Origin of the sequence: Nocardioides psychrotolerans (assembly GCF_900113685.1) — a bacterium.
GTDB lineage: Bacteria > Actinomycetota > Actinomycetes > Propionibacteriales > Nocardioidaceae > Nocardioides > Nocardioides psychrotolerans.
In genome coordinates, this window is record NZ_FOQG01000002.1 from 17,324 (window position 1) to 36,982 (window position 19,659).

Annotated in this window: 14 protein-coding genes; 8 read left to right on the top strand and 6 right to left on the bottom strand. The window is 70.0% G+C overall.

Annotated elements, in window-relative coordinates; translation table 11 throughout:
- Positions 1-1,017, bottom strand: a complete 1,017-nt coding sequence (locus BM204_RS02290; RefSeq protein ID WP_091110098.1) for a mechanosensitive ion channel family protein — start codon at positions 1,015-1,017, stop codon at positions 1-3.
- A gap of 59 nt (positions 1,018-1,076) precedes the next feature.
- Between BM204_RS02290 and BM204_RS22495 the strand changes: the two genes are divergently transcribed.
- Positions 1,077-1,442: a hypothetical protein gene (locus BM204_RS22495; RefSeq protein ID WP_170259267.1), complete on the top strand. Its 366-nt coding sequence runs from the start codon at positions 1,077-1,079 to the stop codon at positions 1,440-1,442.
- Positions 1,429-1,815 (top strand): DUF5130 family protein, encoded by a 387-nt coding sequence (locus BM204_RS02295; RefSeq protein WP_170259266.1) that lies wholly within the window; start codon positions 1,429-1,431, stop codon positions 1,813-1,815. The genes BM204_RS22495 and BM204_RS02295 overlap by 14 nt, the downstream gene beginning before the upstream one ends.
- A gap of 41 nt (positions 1,816-1,856) precedes the next feature.
- Here the strand turns inward: BM204_RS02295 and pepN are convergent, their stop codons facing one another.
- A complete protein-coding gene (gene pepN / locus BM204_RS02300) occupies positions 1,857-4,424 on the bottom strand; it encodes an aminopeptidase N (protein ID WP_091110101.1) in 2,568 nt (855 codons plus the stop codon).
- Between the two features lie 126 nt (positions 4,425-4,550).
- Between pepN and BM204_RS02305 the strand changes: the two genes are divergently transcribed.
- From BM204_RS02305 to metG, 5 genes are all read left to right on the top strand, one after another.
- Positions 4,551-6,218: a CHAP domain-containing protein gene (locus BM204_RS02305; protein WP_091110103.1), complete on the top strand. Its 1,668-nt coding sequence runs from the start codon at positions 4,551-4,553 to the stop codon at positions 6,216-6,218.
- Between the two features lie 61 nt (positions 6,219-6,279).
- On the top strand, positions 6,280-6,885 hold the full coding sequence (locus BM204_RS02310) for a mycothiol-dependent nitroreductase Rv2466c family protein (protein ID WP_091110663.1): 606 nt from the start codon (positions 6,280-6,282) through the stop codon (positions 6,883-6,885).
- A gap of 199 nt (positions 6,886-7,084) precedes the next feature.
- On the top strand, positions 7,085-10,891 hold the full coding sequence (locus BM204_RS02315) for a CLIPPER-2 domain-containing protein (protein WP_091110105.1): 3,807 nt from the start codon (positions 7,085-7,087) through the stop codon (positions 10,889-10,891).
- Positions 10,892-10,952: 61 nt separating this feature from the next.
- On the top strand, positions 10,953-12,083 hold the full coding sequence (locus tag BM204_RS02320; RefSeq protein ID WP_091110107.1) for a peptidoglycan recognition protein family protein: 1,131 nt from the start codon (positions 10,953-10,955) through the stop codon (positions 12,081-12,083).
- Between the two features lie 24 nt (positions 12,084-12,107).
- Positions 12,108-13,916, top strand: coding sequence for a methionine--tRNA ligase (metG, locus tag BM204_RS02325; protein WP_091110109.1), 1,809 nt, complete (start codon positions 12,108-12,110; stop codon positions 13,914-13,916).
- A gap of 68 nt (positions 13,917-13,984) precedes the next feature.
- Here metG and BM204_RS02330 read toward each other — a convergent pair whose 3' ends face one another.
- From BM204_RS02330 to deoC, 3 genes are read right to left on the bottom strand one after another with little or no spacing between them, the layout of a single operon-like run.
- On the bottom strand, positions 13,985-14,854 hold the full coding sequence (locus tag BM204_RS02330) for an aldehyde dehydrogenase family protein (RefSeq protein ID WP_091110110.1): 870 nt from the start codon (positions 14,852-14,854) through the stop codon (positions 13,985-13,987).
- Positions 14,854-16,299: an aldehyde dehydrogenase family protein gene (locus tag BM204_RS02335; RefSeq protein WP_091110112.1), complete on the bottom strand. Its 1,446-nt coding sequence runs from the start codon at positions 16,297-16,299 to the stop codon at positions 14,854-14,856. The genes BM204_RS02330 and BM204_RS02335 overlap by 1 nt, the downstream gene beginning before the upstream one ends.
- A 5-nt stretch (positions 16,300-16,304) precedes the next feature.
- Positions 16,305-17,294 (bottom strand): deoxyribose-phosphate aldolase, encoded by a 990-nt coding sequence (gene deoC, locus BM204_RS02340; protein ID WP_091110114.1) that lies wholly within the window; start codon positions 17,292-17,294, stop codon positions 16,305-16,307.
- Positions 17,295-17,376: 82 nt separating this feature from the next.
- Here deoC and BM204_RS02345 point away from each other — a divergent pair, with 82 nt between their 5' ends.
- On the top strand, positions 17,377-18,000 hold the full coding sequence (locus BM204_RS02345) for a hypothetical protein (protein ID WP_091110116.1): 624 nt from the start codon (positions 17,377-17,379) through the stop codon (positions 17,998-18,000).
- A 6-nt stretch (positions 18,001-18,006) separates the two neighbouring features.
- Here the strand turns inward: BM204_RS02345 and BM204_RS02350 are convergent, their stop codons facing one another.
- Positions 18,007-19,653, bottom strand: coding sequence for a phospho-sugar mutase (locus tag BM204_RS02350; RefSeq protein WP_091110118.1), 1,647 nt, complete (start codon positions 19,651-19,653; stop codon positions 18,007-18,009).
- Positions 19,654-19,659 lie beyond the last annotated feature (6 nt).

The window sequence follows — 19,659 nt, forward strand, 5'->3', positions numbered from 1 at the left end:
TCAGGGCTGGTCGGCTCCGGCTTCGGCCGGGGCGGCCGGCTCCTGGCGGTTCCAGACGACCCGCTGGGGCAACGGGATCTCGATCCCCTCGACGTCGAAGCGCGACTTGATCCGCTGACGCATCTCGCGCGCGATCGCCCACTGCTCGAGCGGGGCCGTCTTGAGCGTGACCCGCACGGTCACGCCGTCGATGCCGAGGCTCTCCACGCCCCACACCTCGGGCTCCTCGATGACTAGGAACTTGTAGTCGTCGTCCTCCCAGAGGTCGTGGGCGACGTCCTGCAGCACCCGACGCACGCGGGCGAGGTCCTCGCCGTAGGACACGTTGATGTCGAGCACCGTGCGCGCCCAGTTCTGGCTCATGTTGCCGACGCGCATGATCTCCCCGTTGGGGACATACCAGACGGTGCCGTTGACGTCGCGCAGTCGCGTGATGCGCAGGCTCACCGCCTCGACGGTGCCGCTGGCCTCGCCCACGTCGATGACGTCGCCGACGCCGTACTGGTCCTCGAGGATCATGAAGATGCCGGAGAGGAAGTCCTTGACGAGGGACTGGGCGCCGAAGCCGAGCGCCAGGCCGATGATGCCGGCGCTCGCGATGAGCGGGGCGATGTTGACCCCGATCTCGCTGAGGATCATGGTCCCGAAGACCGCGATCAGGATGCCGGTGATGATGTTCTTGAGCAGGCTCCCGATGGTCTTGGCCCGCTGGACGCGTCGGGTCGACGTGACGACGTCGTGCGTGACCGGCGCGTGGGTGCCGCGGCGCACCTTCGAGAGCCGGCCCACGGCGTCGGGCAGCACCCCGGCCTCGGCGCGCTTGACGATCCGGTCGACGAGGCGGTGCGCGACCCAGCGGGCCACGAAGGCGAGCAGCACGAGCCCCACCAGCGCCATGGGTGCGCCGATCAGCACATCGGCCACCTGCGCGACCGTCGAGTTGTCGGTGAGCTGTAGCGCGAGGTCGCAGACCGTCTCTCCGGCCTCGCAGGGTTCGGTCGTCGCAGTTGGCAGCATGCGCCCATGCTTAGCATCTCTGGTCGGGGCTATCGAGCCGAGCCGATACCCTTGCCCTCGTGACCACGACGTTCTCCCAACCACTGCGCCGAACAGCGCTCGTCCTCGTGACGGGGCTCACCTCCGTGGGCCTGTCCCTGGCCCTCGCCGCACCCGCGAGCGCCGAGCCTTCGGAGGGCTGGCCGGTGTCCCAGCCCGTCGACATGCTCGACGCGGTGCTGCTCCTGGCGGGGGTCCCGATCCTCCTCTTCGTCGTCATCGCGGCGGCCGTCTACCTGCCCGCCCTCGTGCGTGGCGAGCGGATCGCCCCGGGCGCCCCCCACGTCGAGAACCAGTGGCTCGGCGGTCCTCGCAAGAGCGCCGGCGAGCTGGCAGGCCCCGACGCCGCCACGTCCGAAGCCGGTGGCGCCAGTGGCCGCTGGTGACCCCTTCAGCAGCGCGGAGAGGTTCGCGCTGGACGAGACGATCCGTAAGGCCGAGCAGCTGTGCCGCGCGGAGATCTCGGTGTTCGTCGGTACGTCGGGCAGTGAGCCGCGTGCCTTCGCGTCGAGCCTGCACAACTCGCTGGTGGCACCCGCGCGCAGCATCCTGATCCTGGTCGACCCGGTGGCTCGCGCCCTCGAGGTCGTCACCGGCAGCTACGTGCGGCGCACGCTCAGTGATCCCGAGGTCGAGCTCGCCGTCCTCGCGATGCAGGCCGACTTCGCCGCGGGCGACCTGGTCGGTGGCCTCAAGCGCGGCATCTCGTTCCTAGCCGAGCACGCACGCCCGGCCGAGACGCTGCACTCCGGTCAGTAGCGGCTCCGCCGACGTCGAGACCCGGAGACCGGGAGACCCCCTCAGGCCTGAGCGTCGCGCGCCTGCGCCGCCAGAGCACGGGCGACGTCGGCGCGCCCCTCACGCACGTAGCGCTTGGCGGCGGGGTTGGCCGGTGAGGTCTCCAGCCACGTGTCGACCCGGCCCAGCAGGTCCTCGCTGGCGAGCTGGCGCGGGAAGATGAACTCCAGCGCCGTGGACGCCCGCGCGGTGCCGAGGTGCTCCCAGATGTCGTCGGCGACCGCGAGGTAGGTCTCCACGTAGGGCTCGAGCACCTCGTCCTGACCGGCGCGCTGGAACGACAGGATGATCGAGCGCTGCGTCTCGTTGGGTGTGTCGGTCTTGGTGATCGCCGCCTCCCACGCGGTGGCCTTCGCCTCCGCGGTGGGCTGGGCTGCCCGGGCGGCGGCGGCGTGCTCCTGGCCGGAGATCGTGGCGTCGAGCCCCAGCTCCTCGGCGATCCGGTCCTCGCCGACCGCACCGGCGGCAGCGAGCGACGTCACGAGGACCCAGCGCAGGTCCTGGTCGACGGCCAGCCCCTCGAAGGTCAGCGACCCGTCGAGCAGCGCGGTCAGGTCACCGAGCGCCGCCTCGCTGTGGGCGATGCCGGCGTAGGACCGGGCGAAGGTGAGCTGCTGGTCGCTGCTGGGCTCGGCCGCGTCGAGCAGGTCGCGCAGGCCGCGCTCCCACTCCGCGCGCAGGGCGGGCCGGGTGGCCTTGGCGGAGAAGTGGTTGACCGCCTGGGCGGCGTACGTCGGGATCCGGCTGACGCCCCAGGGGTCGGTCTCGGCGCCGATGTTGCGCAGCACGAGGGCGACGAAGTCGGACGCGCGCATCTCGGCGTCGCGGGTCATGTCCCACGCCGCGCCCCAGACCAGGGCCCGGGCCAGCGAGTCGTCGAGCTGGGAGAGCCCGTCGACGACGGTGGTGAGGGAGCGTTCGTCGAGGCGGATCTTGGCGTAGGTCAGGTCGTTGTCGTTGAGCAGCAGCAGGTCGGCCTGCTGCTCGCCCGCGAGCTCGGGGATCACGGTGAGCTCGCCCTCGACGTCGGTCTCGACGTAGCGACGGCGGACCAGACGGGTCTCGCCCGCCTCGTTGACGACCGCGTCGTAGAGACCGACGCCGAGACGGTGCCGGCGCAGGGTCGGGTGGTCGGGGTGGGCGATCTGGCGCACGGACACCGAGGCGTAGCGCCCCTCGGCGTCGATCTCGAAGACGGGGGAGAGCGTGTTGACGCCTGCCGTCTGGAGCCACTCCTGGGCCCAGCTGGCCAGCTCGCGGCCCGACGACTTCTCGAGCGCGGCGAGCAGGTCCTTGAACTCGGGGTTGCCGTAGGCGAAGTCCTTGAAGTACTGCTGCAGCCCCGCCTGGAAGTCCTCGAGGCCGACCCACGCGACGAGCTGCTTGAGCACCGAGGCGCCCTTGGCGTAGGTGATCATGTCGAAGTTGACCTCGACGGCCTGCAGGTCGTGGTTGTCGGCCGCGATCGGGTGCGTCGAGGGCAGCTGGTCCTGGCGGTAGCCGGTCTGCTTGCGGGCGTTGGCGAAGCCGGTCCAGGCGTCGGTGTACTCCGTCGCCTCGACCTCGGCGTGGTAGCAGGCCCACTCCGCGAAGGACTCGTTGAGCCACAGGTCGTCCCACCACTTCATGGTCACGAGGTCGCCGAACCACATGTGCGCCATCTCGTGCAGGATCACGCTGCAGCGGAACTCGTAGAAGGAGCGCGGCTGACGGCTGCGGGGGAGGTACTCGTCGCGCAGGGTCACGCAGCCCGCGTTCTCCATCGCGCCCATGTTGTACTCCGGCACGTAGAGCTGGTCGTACTTGCCGAAGGGGTAGGGGTAGTCGAAGGCCTCCTCGAAGAAGGCGAAGCCCTGCTCGGTGATCTTCACGAGCTCGTCGACGTCGAGGTGCTCGACCAACGACTGACGGCAGTAGTGACCCAGCGGGATGTCGCCGTGCTTGCCGGCGTAGGTGTGCTGGACCTCGTGGTAGTCGCCGGCGACGAGGGCGGTGATGTAGGTCGACATCTTCTTCGTCGGCTCGAAGCTCCACAGCGCCTTGTCGCCCTCGCCGTCGATCGGCGTCGGCGCGGGCGTGGGGGAGTTGGAGACGACCTTCCAGTGCGAGGGGGCGGTCACGTTGAAGGTGAAGACCGACTTGAGGTCGGGCTGCTCGAAGGTCGTGTAGACCCTGCGGGCGTCGGGGACCTCGAACTGCGAGTAGAGGTAGACGCGGCCGTCGACCGGGTCGACGAAGCGGTGCAGGCCCTCGCCGGTGTGGCTGTAGGGCAGCTCGGCGCGCACGCGCAGCTCGTTGTCGCCCTGGAGGCCGTCGAGGATGATCCGCGAGTCGACGTAGGCGTCGAACACGTCCAGCGGACGCCCGTTGAGGCTCACCTCGTGGAGCGTGGCGCCGACGAGGTCGACGAAGGTGGAGGCTCCGGGCTGCGAGCACGTGAACCGGATCACGGTGGTGCTCTTGAAGACCTTGTCGGACACGGTCAGGTCGAGGTCGATGGTGTAGGACTCGACGGCCAGGAGGGCGGCGCGGGCGGCGGCCTCGTCCCTGGTCAGGTTAGTTCCAGGCATGCGCGCCATCATGACAGCAGCCGTACGGGGTCGGGACACGAGTGGGGCGTGGGGCTGGTGTCACTCCGTGAGAAAATTGTCGCGAAACGCCGCGCGCGGTGCTTGACACATGTTTAATCACTGTTCGTGACCCGAACTCGGCGGCTCGGCTGCACCCTGCTCCTCAGCGGGTTGATGCTGTCCGTGACCCCCTTCGTCGGGGTGAGCTCCGTCCGGGCCGCCGATGAGCAGCGGGTCGAGGAGCCGTCGCTGACCCGCTACGGCGCGGTCGAGCAGCGTTCGTCCGCCTACCTGTGCACGGGCTACGCCGCCTGCGCCGAGGCCGGCTACTCCCACTTCGGCTACCGCACGGCCGGCTCGCAGATGTACTGGCGGATGTACGCCGGCCACAACTGCACCAACTATGTCGCCTACCGGATGGTGCGCAGCGGCCTGCCGAATGAGCGCCCTTGGACGGGTGGTGGCAACGCCACGGAGTGGGGTGCCAAGAAGGCCGGCATCACTGACGCGGTCCCGACGGTCGGCTCCGTTGCGTGGTGGCGGGCCAACGCGCCCGGCACCGGCTCGAGCGGCCACGTGGCCTACGTCGAGGAGGTCGTGTCCAGCACGGTCATCGTGGTCTCGGAGGACAGCTGGGGAGGTGACTTCCACTGGCGCACGATCCGCAAGGCGGACGGGCGCTGGCCCTCCGGCTTCATCCACTTCAACGACCTGGCCGTCGCCAACGTCGAGCCGCCGGCCGTCGAGGGCACGCCCCGCGTCGGCAGCCCCTTGGTCGCCACCGCCGGCACCTGGAAGCCGGCCGGCTCCTATGCGTTCCAGTGGCTCGTGGACGGTGCCGCGATCTCGGGTGCCACCGCCGCGCGCTACGTCCCGACGCCGGCCCAGCGTGGCAAGCGCCTGACCGTGCAGGTGACGGCCAGCAAGAAGGGCTACGCGGCCGCGAGCGCCCGCACACCGGCGCCGGACGAAGTCCGCGTGGGCGAGCAGACCAGCACCGCCGCTCCCGTCGTCTCCGGCGTGGCCGAGGTCGACGAGGCCCTCACCGTCACTGCCGGTGGCTGGTCTCCCGAGGCCGGCTCCACGACCGTCCAGTGGTACGCCGACGGCGCGGCCATCGCCGGCGCCACCGGGTCGCAGCTGCGCCTGGGGCAGGCCCAGATCGACGCGCGCATCACCGCGGCCGTGGTCGCTCGCACCCCGGGCTACGCGCCCAAGAAGGCCGTCTCCGAGGCGACGGCGCCGGTCATCGCGGGCACCATCGCGATCACCCAGCCCTTCGCGTTGACCGGCCTCGAGCGGTTCGGTCGTGCGCTCACGGTCGCCCCGGGCGTCTTCGAGCCCTCGGACGCGACCGTCACCTACACCTGGCTGCGCGACGGCGAGCCGATCGCCGGCGCCACGGGTCCGTCGTACGAGCTGCGAGGCGGGGACGTGGGCTCCCACATCTCCGTGCGCGTCGACCTGAGCCGTGCCAGCTATCGCAGCACCTCGCAGCTGGTCCGGGGCGACTCACCGGTGATGACCAAGCCGGTGCTGCACGTGAAGCCCGCGAGCACGCCGCGTCGTGCCGTGGTCATCGTGCGGGTCGCCGCTCCCGGCGTCGCCCGTCCGAACGGCACCGTCACGGTCTCGATCGGCGCCCGGAAGGTCACCGCGGAGGTCGTCGCGGGGAAGGCACGCGTCGTCCTCGACGGGCTCACGCCCGGCTGGAAGAAGGTGCGCGTCCGCTACTCCGGTGGCGGCGCCGCGCTGGCGGCGGCCGGCTCCGAGAAGCTGTTCGTCAAGAAGTAGTAGAGCCGGGCGGGCGGGCGGGCGGGGAAGAGGAGCAGGGTCGGGGGTGTTGGATCTGTTCATGACCAAGACCCAAGCCGACTTCTGGTTCGACCCGCTGTGTCCCTTCGCCTGGATCACCTCGCGCTGGATCCTCGAGGTCGAGCAGGTGCGTGACATCGACGTGACCTGGCACGTGATGAGCCTGGCCTACCTCAACAAGGACAGGGACATCCCCGACGACTACCGCGAGCTGCTCGAGCCGGCCTGGGGTCCGGTGCGGGTCTGCATCGCGGCGCAGCAGAAGCACGGCCGTGACGTGCTGCTGCCCCTCTACACGGCGATGGGCACCCGCATCCACAACGGCGGCGAGAAGATCTCCCGCGAGCTGATCGCCGCCGCCGTCGCCGACGCCGGGCTCGAGCCCGAGCTGGTCGACGCCATGGACGACACCTCCCTCGACGAGGCCGTGGCGGCCTCGCACCACGAAGGGATGGACCAGGTCGGCGACGACGTCGGCACGCCGACGATCTCCTTCGAGGGTGCCGCCTTCTTCGGGCCGGTGCTCTCCTCCATCCCGCGCGGCGAGGAGGCCGGTCAGCTCTGGGACGGGTGTGTCGCGGTCGCGAGGTTCCCCCACTTCTACGAGCTCAAGCGCTCGCGGACAGGTGACCTCGACTTCAGCTAGCACCAGGGGTCGACAGGACGACCTTGGGGCTTCGGCTGCGCTATCGCGACGGAAGGGCTATCGTCGGCCCTGCCGTGACTTGAGGGGTACCAGTGCCGGGGGGCAACTGGGCCAGGGGGGGAATCCTGCGTCCTTCGACGCCTCGAGTCACCCCCGGCACCTCACGCCAGCTGGCTGAGAACTGGGGGGTTCCACCACAATGCTCGTCTACGAACTCGCGCTCTCGCGCGCCCTGAGCAAGCTTGTCGTCCTCGTCATCTTGGCAATTGCGACCGCGCTCCTACCGGCTGCGGCAGTCGGACAGGCCTCGGCGGCCTCGGCTCCCCCTGGCGGAGCCAGCGATCCGGGCGGCAACAACGGCACGGTGAAGATCGTCGAGGACGGGGACTTCGACTCGATCCCCAACAACGACCCTCACGTCGGGTGCACGTTCAGCCTGGAGTGGTACGGGTTCGACAAGGGAGCCGACATCATCTCGACCGTCACGTTCGAGATGCAGGCACCTACCGCGAGCGTGGGGCTGACCGTCGACGGGCCGCCGACCGTCTTCGTCGGTGGTGACCCGGCCAGTGGCGCCGGCACGCCCACCGGCCTCGACGGCCGCCAGGCCTACACCCTCAGCTTCGACGGTCCGCCCCACCCGATCCAGGGCTACCACCTCAAGCTCACCATCGAGACCCCCGGATCCCAGGGCAGCGACAAGAAGTACAAGGTCTTCTGGGTCGAGGGTTGTGACCCCGTCCAGCCGCCGACTCCGGGGCTCAGCCTCGAGAAGTCGGTCACCGACTCCCACGACCCGGGCTCGGACGGCCAGCTCGGCGAGACGCTGACCTATGCGTTCTCGGTCACCAACACCGGCAACGTCCCGCTGACCAACGTGACGATCAGCGATGCCAAGCTCGGCATGAGCAACGTCGCCTGCGTGGCCAACCTGGCCGTGGGGGAGACCAAGCCCTGCACGACGACGAAGTCGTACGTCGTGACGGCGGCCGACATCGCCAGCGGTTCGGTCCACAACACGGCCACCGGGTCGGCCAAGCCGCCGACCGGACCCCCGGTCTCCGACGACGACGACGCGACGATCCCGACACCCTCCGCGCCGGCGATCGTGCTGGAGAAGTCCGTCACCGACTCGCCGGATCCCGACTCGATCGGCTCGCTGGGTGAGACGCTGACCTACACGTTCAAGGTCACCAACACCGGCAACGTGCCGCTGACGAACGTGAAGATCGATGACGCCAAGCTCGGGCTGAGCAACGTCGCCTGCGTGTCCACCCTGGCCGTCGGTGCGACCGCGACCTGCCCGACCGTGGCCTACACCGTCACCGCGGGCGACGTCGCCGACGGCAAGGTCTACAACGAGGCCACCGCCAAGGGCAAGACCCCCAGCGGCGGCGAGGTCACCGACAAGGACGACGCCAAGATCGCAACCAAGAAGAACACGCCGGACGCGCCGGGCATCAGCCTCGAGAAGTCGGTGGCCGACGTCGACGCCGACGGGGTGGGCTCGCTCGGCGAGGTCCTGACCTACACGTTCACGGTCACCAACACCGGCAATGTGGTGCTGGCTCCCGTGACGATCAGCGACACCAAGCTCGCCATGACCAACGTGCCCTGCGTGGCGAGCCTCGCTGTCGGTGCCACTGCCGTGTGCCCGACCAAGATCTACCCGGTCAGCTCGGCAGACATCGGTGCCGGCTCGATCCACAACATCGCGATCGCCACGGGCACGCCGCCCAGCGGTCCGGGCGTCACCGACGACGACGACGTGACCATCCAGACGCCGGCCAAGCCGCGCATCCACCTGGAGAAGTCGGTCGCCGACGGCTTCGACGCGGACACCATCGCCGGTCCCGGCGAGGTGCTGACCTACACCTTCGTCGTCACCAACACTGGCAACGTGCCGCTGACCAACGTGGTGATCGACGACGTCAAGCTCGGCATGAGCAACGTCGCCTGCGTGGCCAGCCTGCCCGTTGGTGCCAGCGCGACCTGCCCGACCAAGAGCTACACCACCACGTCGGGAGATGTTGCGGCCGGCTCGATCCACAACACCGCCTCGGCCACCGGCACGCCGCCGTCGGGACCTTCGGTCACCGATGACGACGACGCCACCATCTGCACGGCCGCGGCCATGCCGTACATCTTCCTGGACAAGCAGGTCCTCGACAGCTCCGACACCGACTCCGTCGGCTCCCTGGGCGAGGTGTTGACCTACACCTTCCAGGTCACCAACACCGGCAACGTGGACCTCACCGATGTCACCATCGGTGACCCGATGTTCGGGTTGAGCAACGCACCCTGCGTGGGTTTCCTCGCTGTCGGCGCCACCACCAGCTGCCCGCTCCTGCCGGCGCAGTCGCACACGGTGACCCAGGCCGACGTCGACCACGGGTCGGTTGACAACACGGCCACCACGAGCGGTACGCCGCCCACCGGCCCCAAGGTCACCGACGACGACACGGCGAACATGCCGGTCACCGGTGGGGACCCCGGGGACGTCGACCTGGTGGTCGACAAGTCCTCGAACGTCAGCATCGCCGGACCGGGTGACGAGGTCACCTACACGATCAACGTCCGCAACCAGGGCGACGGCGACGCGCACGGCGTGGTCGTCACCGACACGCTGCCCCAGGGCACGACGTACGTCTCGTCGTCTGCCCCGTGCACCTACGCATCTGGCACGGTCTCCTGCAACATCGGCACCATCGTGGCCGGCGACGACCAGACCGTGACGATCACGGTCAAGGTCAACGCCATCGCCAGCGGGGGTGGCAACACCAGCCACCAGCACCAGCTGGACTACACCAAGGTGGAGTCGCACATCTCGTCGTTCTCCGGCGTGACCACGAGCACGACCCAGTGCCCGAGCGGCTACGTCGCGACCGACGGCTCGGTGCGTCTGGACCACGTCGACCAGGGGACGGGCGGCTTCGAGGACGTCGACGTCCTCACCAGCGCGGTGACCTCGGACGGCAAGGGTTGGACCGGAGCCATCCGGAACAACACCACCGGCCAGGTGCAGGCCAAGGTCGAGGTCGTGTGCGCGAGCGAGCGGACCGTCTCCGGCGAGGACCACAGCAACCCGCTGGTCATCACCGGTCCATCGGCCTCGACCCAGACGTTCGGCCCCGGCCGCCGCGTCGTCGACCTCACCTGCGCGGCCGGGTCCTACCCGATCCAGCCCAGCTACGTGCTCACCGCCGGCACCGCCGTCGTGGGCACACGTGGAGCCGGGCCGGCGTGGCAGTTCATCGTCGACGTCGACACCTCGGCGACCGGCACCTTCAGCATCCACTGCCTCTCCTCGGCAGTGGGCGCCGCGTCCGGACACAGCCACGACCTGGTGTTCACCGAGCTGTCCGACACGGTCACGGTGCCGGCCGGTCAGACGGTGGAGAAGCGGCTCACCTGCCCCGACGGCTACAAGGGCATCGTGGCCTGGGCCGACATCGACCCCGGTCTCGTGTCGCTGGGCAACGACCCGCAGCCGATCACGCGGGTGTTCAAGTTCCACAACCCGACCGGTGGCCCGCTCAGTGCACGCTTCGGCCTGCTCTGCGTGTCGATCCGGACCAACGGTGCGGACAACCCGGGGAGCTCGCAGATCACGAACACGGCGTCGGCTGCGACCAGCAGCCGCGACGCCAACACCGGCAACAACAGCGACTCCGCCACGGTCACGGTCAACCCGACGGGAGTCACCGTGACGCCTCGGGCGACGGTCGGCTCCAACGCCGGGAAGACCACGGTCCGCCTCGACCTGGCGACGGGCAGCAGGCGTTCGGTCACCTTGAGGCTTCTCGCGGCGGGCAGGGTCGCCGGCCTGAGGTCCGGTGCCGTCCTGGCCCGGGGCAGGGCCACCCTGGAGGCCGGCTCGGAATCGGTCCGCCTGGTCGCCAGGGGCGCCGCAGCCAAAGCGTTGAGGAGCGGGAAGATCGGCAAGGCCACCCTGGTCATCGTCAGCAAGGGACAACGGGAGGTCATGGTGATCAAGCTCCGTTAGTAATGGCCGACGGGGGAAGGGGGTCGACTCAGGGGCCACTCGTGCCCCAGGATGGACTGCCATGCGGATCTCGGGCATCGCAACACTCGTCACATCGGTCTCTCTGGCCACCGGTCTCCTGGTGGTCCCGACGCCGGTCGTGGGAGCCGCTCCAGCGGCTCCCACGACCGATGCGTGGCCGGTCCTGCGGCTCCAGGCCGAGCCCGGGTCGGGGGTGCGATCCCTGGAGGTCCCGGCTGCGGAGGCCCGCACGCCGCGAGCGACGTCGTCGTACTCGATGGTGGGGCTGACCTGGCGCGGCACCGACCCGGGCCTGCGCGTGCGCTCGCGCGGGCCCGAGGGATGGCGGCCCTGGCGCGAGGCCGAGGTCCTGGTCGACGGGGGCGGCGCAAGCGAGGGCACGCCCGGGCTGCGCGCCACCGAGCTGTTGTGGATGGACCGCTCCGACGGGGTCCAGGTCGACGTGGAGGGGGACGGCCACCGTGGCCTCCGACTGGTGCTGATCGACCCGGGCGTCCGTGCTGAGGACCGCACGGTGGCGGCTCCGTCATCACGTGCGAGGCAGCGCGTGGCTCCGGCCGCCGAGCGGGCACCCCAGCCCGAGCTGATCAGCCGCAAGCGCTGGGGCGCCGACCCGTCGTTGCGCAACGGGAAGCCGCGCTACAACGCAGGAATCCGGCAGGTGGTGGTGCACCACACGGCGTCGGGCAACGACTACAGCCGCGCCGACGTCCCGGGCATCCTGCGCGGGATGTATCGCTACCACACCCAGTCGTTGGGCTGGTTCGACCTCGGCTACAACTTCGTCGTCGACCGCTTCGGCCGGGCCTGGGTCGGTCGCTCGGGCGGGGTGGGCAAGGCGGTCCGCGGTGCGCACGCCCTGGGCTTCAACCACTCCTCGGTCGGCATCTCGGTGATCGGCAACTTCGAGGCAGCCAAGCCCACCAACGCCGCCGTCACGATGGTCGTGCGCCTCGCGGCGTGGAAGCTCGACCGTTACGGCCACGACGCCCGCGGGGGAGTGACCGTCCGCTCCGAGGGCAGCGACCGCTACGCCGCCGGGCGCCAGGTGCGTCTGCCGGTCATCTCCGGTCACCGCGCCACGAACGAGACCGCCTGCCCGGGGGAGAGGCTCCAGGCCCGGCTGCCCGACGTACGCACCCGGGCGCAGGCCCGGATCAGGCGCTACTGAGGGGGCGACCCTAGGATCAGTCGCATGACCCATGTCCTGTCCGCCGTCGCCTGGCCCTACGCCAACGGCCCGCGCCACATCGGCCACGTGGCCGGTTTCGGTGTGCCCTCCGACGTCTTCAGCCGCTACATGCGGATGGCGGGCCACGACGTCCTCATGGTCTCGGGCACCGACGAGCACGGCACCCCGATCCTGGTCGCAGCCGACAAGGAGGGCGTGACCGCCAAGGACCTGGCCGACAAGAACAACGCCGTCATCGTCCAGGACCTCGTCGACCTCGGGCTGTCCTACGACCTCTTCACGCGCACGACCACCGGCAACCACTACCTCGTGGTGCAGGAGATGTTCGAGACGGTCCACCGCAACGGCTACATGGTCGAGCAGACGACCTTCGGGGCGATCAGCCCGTCGACCGGCCGCACCCTGCCCGACCGCTACATCGAGGGCACCTGCCCGATCTGCGGCTACACCGAGGCCCGCGGCGACCAGTGCGACAACTGCGGCAACCAGCTCGACCCGACCGACCTCAAGGACCCTCGCTCCAAGATCAACGGGGAGACGCCGGAGTTCATCGAGACCCAGCACTTCTTCCTCGACCTGCCGGCCCTCGCAGACGCGCTCAAGGAGTGGCTCGACGAGCGCGAGGCGACCGGGCTGTGGCGTCCCAACGTCATCAAGTTCTCCCAGAACATCCTCAAGGAGATCCGCCCGCGCGCGATGACGCGTGACATCGACTGGGGCATCCCGATCCCGCTCGACGGCTGGCGCGAGCAGGGCACCAAGCGGCTCTACGTCTGGTTCGACGCGGTCATCGGCTATCTTTCCGCCTCCATCGAGTGGGCCCGCCGCACCGGTGACCCCGAGGCCTGGCGCCAGTGGTGGAACGACCCGGAGTCGTTGTCCTACTACTTCATGGGCAAGGACAACATCGTCTTCCACAGCCAGATCTGGCCCGCCGAGCTGCTGGCCTACGACGGTCGCGGCGAGCGCGGCGGCGAGCCGGGCCCCTACGGGGACCTGCGGCTGCCGACCGAGGTCGTCTCCTCGGAGTTCATGACCATGGAGTCCAAGCAGTTCTCCACCAGTCGCGGTCACGTGATCCTGGTCGGCGACATGCTCTCGCGCTACCAGCCCGATGCGCTGCGCTACTTCATCTCCGCTGCCGGTCCCGAGACCTCCGACTCCGACTTCACCTGGGCGGAGTTCGTCACGCGCACCAACTCCGAGCTCGTCGCCGGCTGGGGCAACCTGGTCAACCGCACCGCCACCATGATCGCCAAGAGCTTCGGCGAGATCCCCGCTGCCGGTCCCCTCGAGGAGGTCGACGAGGCCGTCCTGGCCTCCGTGCGCGCCGGTTTCGACACCGTCGGCGACTTCATCGGCCGGCACCGCCAGCGCAACGCCATCGCCGAGGCCATGCGCGTCGTCGGCGAGGTCAACAAGTACCTCACCGTCACCGAGCCCTACAAGATGAAGGACGAGTCCCAGCGCGAGCGCCTCGGGACCGTGCTCCACGTCGCCGCCCAGTGCGTCCTCGACTGCAACACGCTGCTCGCGCCGTTCCTCCCGCACTCCTCCAACAAGGTGTGGACGACCTATGGCGGCGCGGGCGAGTTCATGCCGATGCCCCACATCGAGCACGTCGAGGACCTCGACCCCGGCCACGGCGCCGGTCTGCACGTCTACCCGATCATCACCGGCGACTACACCAGCACGCCGACCTGGGCCTCCCGTCCTGTCGTCGTGGGCACCCCGGTCGAGAAGCCGAGCCCGATCTTCACCAAGCTCGACCCGTCGGTCATCGACGAGGAGCTCGCCCGCGTCGCTGGCTGACCGGGGATGCCGAGTCGGCGCGATGTTGCACGTACCCGTGCAACATCGCGCCGACTCGGAGAAGTGGGTCAGACGCCCATCGGGTGCCAGACCGTCTTCGTCTCGACGAAGGCAGTCATGGCGTCCAGTCCGGGGTCGGCGGACCAGTCGGGCTCGGCGGCCGGGGCGCGGCGTACGCGCTTGAGGTTGTCGGCGGCGGCGACCTCGAGCGACGTGGCCAGCTCGGTGTCGCCGGCGATGCCGACCAGGTCGATCGCGTTGACGTCCATGTGCGAGGCAAGCCAGGGGGCGATCGTGGCAGCCGAGCCGGTGAGGATGTTGACGACCCCGCCGGGGACGTCGGAGGTCGCGAGGATCTCGGCGAACGTCACGGCCGGGAGCGGGCGCTCGAAGGAGGAGATGACGACGACCGTGTTGCCGGTGACGATGACCGGCGCGATCGCGCTGACCAGGCCCAGCAGCGACGACTCCTGGGGCGCGAGCACGGCGACGACGCCGGTCGGCTCGGGCGTGGAGAGGTTGAAGTAGGGGCCGGCGACCGGGTTGGCGTTGCCGATGACCTGGGTGAGCTTGTCGGCCCACCCGGCATACCAGACCAGGCGGTCGATCGCGTCGTCGAGCGCGCGCTCCGCGCGAGCGGCGGTGAGGCCCTCCGACTGCCGCAGCGCCTGGACGAGCTGCGGGCGCCGGTCCTCCATGAGCTCGGCGATCCGGTAGAGGATCTGCGCGCGGTTGTAGGCGGTCTTGCCGGACCAGCCGCCGAAAGCCTTGCGGGCGGCGACGACGGCGTCGCGGGCGTCCTTGCGGGAGGCGAGGGCGGCGTTGGCCACGAAGGCCCCCTTCGTGTCGTGGACCTGGTAGGAGTAGCCCGACTCGGAGCGCGGGAAGGCGCCACCGATGAAGAGCTTGTAGGTCTTGCGCACGTCGATGCGGGACATCACTCGCCACCCTTCAGGTAGGCCTCGAGACCGTGACGGCCACCCTCTCGGCCGTAGCCGGACTCCTTGAACCCGCCGAACGGGCTCGTGGGGTCGAACTTGTTGAACGTGTTGGCCCACACCACACCGGCGCGCAGCGCACCGGCCATGTGCAGGATCCGGGAACCCTTGTCGGTCCACACCCCCGCCGAGAGGCCGTACGGCGTGTTGTTGGCCTTCTCGATCGCCTCGCTGGGTGTGCGGAACGTGAGCACGGAGAGCACGGGGCCGAAGACCTCGTCGCGGGCGATGCGGTGGGCCTGCGTGACCCCGGTGAAGAGCGTCGGGGGGAACCAGAAGCCCGTGGTGGGCAGCTCGCACTCGGGCGACCATCGTCCCGCGCCCTCGGCCTCGCCGATGTCGGACAGCTCGCGGATGCGGGCGAGCTGCTCGGCAGAGTTGATGGCCCCGACGTCGGTGTTCTTGTCGAGCGGGTCGCCCACGCGCAGCGTCGACATGCGGCGCTTGAGCTTGGTGAGCAGCTCGTCGGCGATGGACTCCTGCACGAGCAGGCGGGAGCCGGCGCAGCAGACGTGACCTTGGTTGAAGAAGATGCCGTCGACGATGCCCTCGACAGCCTGGTCGAGCGGGGCGTCGTCGAAGACGATGTTGGCGGCCTTGCCGCCGAGCTCGAGCGTCACCCTCTTGTCGGTGCCGGCCACCGCGCGGGCGATGGCCTTGCCGACCTCAGTGGAGCCGGTGAACGCGACCTTGTCGACGTCCGGGTGACCCACGAGGGCCTGGCCCGTCGCTCCGGCGCCGGTGACGATGTTGACGACGCCGGGCGGCAGGTCGGCCTGCTGGCAGATCTCGGCGAAGAGCAGCGCGGTCAGCGGCGTGGTCTCGGCCGGCTTGAGCACGACCGTGTTGCCGCAGGCCAGGGCCGGGGCGATCTTCCACGCCAGCATCAGCAAGGGGAAGTTCCACGGGATGACCTGGGCGGCGACACCGAGCGAGCGCGTGCCGCTGTGCCCATTTCCTGGCAGCGCGTACTCGAGCTTGTCGGCCCAGCCGGCGTAGTAGAAGAAGTGGGCGGCGACGACCGGGATGTCGACGTCGCGCGACTCCTTGATCGGCTTGCCGTTGTCGATCGTCTCCAGGACGGCCAGCTCGCGACTGCGCTCCTGGATGATGCGCGCGATCCGGTAGAGGTATTTGGCGCGCTCCTTGCCCGGCATCCGCGACCAGACCCGGGTGTGGGCTCGACGGGCGGCCCTGACCGCGGCGTCGACGTCGGCCTCGGTGGCTTCGGCGACCTCCGCGAGGACCTCCTCGGTGGCCGGGTTGATCGTCTTGAAGGACGTGCCGGAGCCGTCGACGAACTCACCGTCGACGAACAGGCCGTAGGAGGCCTTGATGTCGACGATGCTGCGTGACTCGAGGGCGGGGGCGTAGTCGAAGGTCATCAGGATCAGTCCACCGTGAAGTAGTCGGGACCGGAGTAGCGCCCGGTCGTCATCTTGGTGCGCTGCATCAGCAGCTCGTTGAGCAACGTCGAGGCGCCGAAGCGGAACCAGTCGGGGTCGAGCCAGTCGGGACCTGCGACCTCGTTGACCACCACGAGGTACTTGATGGCGTCCTTGGCGGTGCGGATGCCGCCAGCGGGCTTGACGCCGACCATCTGGCCGGTGGCCTCGCGGAAGTCGCGCACGGCCTCGAGCATGATCATCGTGACCGGCAGGGTCGCGGCCGGTTGGACCTTGCCCGTGGAGGTCTTGATGAAGTGGCCGCCGGCCATCATCGCCAGCCACGAGACGCGTCGTACGTTGTCGTAGGTCTGGAGCTCGCCGGTCTCGAAGATCACCTTGAGGTGCGCGCTGTGCCCATCGGGTCTGACGCAGGCCTCCTTGACCGCCACGATCTCCTCGAAGACCTGCAGGTAGTGGCCCGACAGGAAGGCGCCACGGTCGATGACCATGTCGATCTCGTCGGCGCCGGCCTCGACCGCGTCGCGCGTGTCGGCCAGCTTGATGTCGAGGGCGGCGCGACCGCTGGGGAACGCCGTCGCGACGGCTGCGACGTGGACGCCGCTGTCGCCGAGGACCTCCTTGGCCACCCCCACCATGTCGGGGTAGACGCAGACCGCGGCGGCGGCCGGACAGGTCGGGTCGGCGGGGTCGGGGCGCATGGCCTTGGCGGCGAGCGCGCGCACCTTGCCGTGGGTGTCCTGGCCCTCGAGGGTGGTCAGGTCGACCATGCGGATCGCGAGGTCCAGGGCGTAGGCCTTGGCGGTGGTCTTGATGGAACGTGTGCCCAGGGAAGCGGCGCGGGAATCGGCCCCGACCTGGTCGACTCCGGGGAGTCCGTGCAGGAAGCGACGCAGCGAGTCGTTCGAGCGGGTGACGTCCGAGAAGTCCCACGCCTGGCCCTGAGCGGGCGCAGCAGAAGGAGATGTTGACATCCCCCCAGCATAGGGTTGACCCGCAGACTGTAGACAAACGACGGACGGCGGCCCCAGGGGCGCCGATCAGGCAGGAGCGACGGTGACCGAGGAACAGTCCGAGCGGTTCACGCCGACCAGCGGGCGGGTGACGGGGGTCATCGGCCTCGTGCTGGCAGTCGCCGTCGTCGTCGCCGGCCTGGTCGACCGTCAGGCGGGCTTCGCGGACTGGGTGATCGCGGCCTCGGCTGCCGGTGGAGTGCTGGTCTGGGCGGCTCTGCTGCGGCCGCGCATCACGCTGGTCGGCGAGCACCTCGAGCTGCGCAACATGACCGAGACGGTCATCATCCCGCTGGCCGCGATCGAGGAGCTCGCGGTCCGCCAGCTGCTCGTCGTACGCGTCGGTGACAAGCGGTTCCGCTCCCCGGCGCTCGGCAAGTCACGTCGTCAGCTCACGCGTGCCGGCACCGTCGGTGGGGGGATCGGCGGGACGATCGGCAAGCTGCGCAGCACGCCGTCGGACGCCCGCACGACCGTGAACTACCCGGACTTCGTCGAGGAGCGACTCCGCCAGCGCATGGACGACGCGCGCTCCCTGCGCGGGGTCCGGCCCGGCTCGGCCGAGCAGGTCGCGCTCGCCTCGGAGGTACGACGGCAGCCGGCGTGGGCGGAGATCGTCGCCCTGGGTGCCTGCTTGCTCGCCGTCGCGGTGACGGCTGTCCTCTGACCCGCGTCAGATCCCCGCAGCCGTCTTGATCCCCGCACCGATGGCGTCGAGCCGACCAGCAGCGGCGATCCGGGCTGCCTCGACCCCGTCGGCGGGGTCCACGGGCACGACCACCTCCAGGTAGCACTTGATCTTGGGCTCGGTGCCGCTCGGGCGCACGATGACCCGCCCGCCGTCGGCGAGGTGGTAGCGCAGGCCCTCGGTCGGGGGCAGGTCCGCCGAGCCCAGCGCCAGGTCGTCGATGCGCTCGACGGCCAGGCCGCCGATCTCGGTCGGCGGCACGGTGCGCAGCCGCGACATCGCCGCACCGATCTGGGCCACGTCCTCGACCCGCGCGGAGACCTGGTCGGTCGCGTGCAGGCCGAACTCGAGGGCGATGTCGTCGAGGAGATCGGGCAGGGTGCGGCCCTCCGCCTTGGCCTGCGCCGCGATCTCGCACAGCAGGAGCAGGGCCGAGACGCCGTCCTTGTCGGCGACGTGCTCGGGGTCGACGCAGTAGCCCAGCGCCTCCTCGTAGCCGAACGCCAGACCGGGCACGCGGCCGATCCACTTGAAGCCGGTCAGCGTCTCGGCGTAGGGCTGGCCGTGGGCGGCCGCCATCTTGCCGAGCAGGGAGGAGGAGACGATCGAGGTGGCGTAGGTGCCCTGCTTGCCCGTGCGGAGCAGGTGGTGGGCCAGCAGCGCGCCCACCTCGTCGCCACGCAGCATCCGCCAGCCGTGCAGGCCCTTGACGGCGGCCGCGCACCGGTCGGCGTCGGGATCGTTGGCGACGACCAGGTCGACGTCGTGGCGGGCCGCGAGCTCCAGCGCCAGGTCCATCGCGCCCGGCTCCTCGGGGTTGGGGAAGGCGACGGTCGGGAAGTCCGCGTCGGGCTGCTCCTGCTGCTCGACCACCCGGGGTGCGTCGAAGCCGGCGGCCTCGAGCACTTGCACGACCGAGGTGCCACCGACGCCGTGCAAGGGCGTGTAGACCAGCGTGAGGTCACGCGGCCCGTCGACGGCGAGGTCGGCGACGGTGTCGAGGTAGCGGTTGATGATCTCCTCGGTGAGGACGGTGCCGGCCTTGCCCCGCACGATGTCGGCCACAGGACCCACAGCCGCGATCTGGTCGGCGATGCCGGTGTCGGCCGGCGGCACGATCTGGCTGCCGTCGCCGAGGTAGACCTTGTAGCCGTTGTCCTCGGGCGGGTTGTGGCTGGCGGTGACCATGATCCCGGCGACGCAGCCGAGCTCACGGATCGCGAAGGCCAGCAGCGGCGTGGGCAGCGGCCGGGGCATCAGCCAGGCGGTCATGCCGGCGCCGGTCATGACCTCGGCGGTGTCGCTGGCGAAGACGTCGGAGTTGTGCCGGGCGTCGTAGCCGATCACGACGGGCCCCACGGTGCCCTGCTCGCGCAGGTAGGCAGCCAGGCCGGCCGCCGCGCGCAGCACCACGACCCGGTTCATCCGATTGGAGCCGGCACCCAGCGCGCCACGCAGTCCGGCGGTGCCGAACTCGAGAGTGCCGTTGAAGCGGTCGGCCAGGTCGACCGGGTCGCCTCCGGCCTCGACGGCGGCGACGACCTGCTCGAGCTCGGCACGGGTCACGTCGTCGGGGTCCTCGGACGCCCAGGCACGGGCGCGGTCGAGGAGCATGGAGAGGTCGGAGGTCATCCCCGC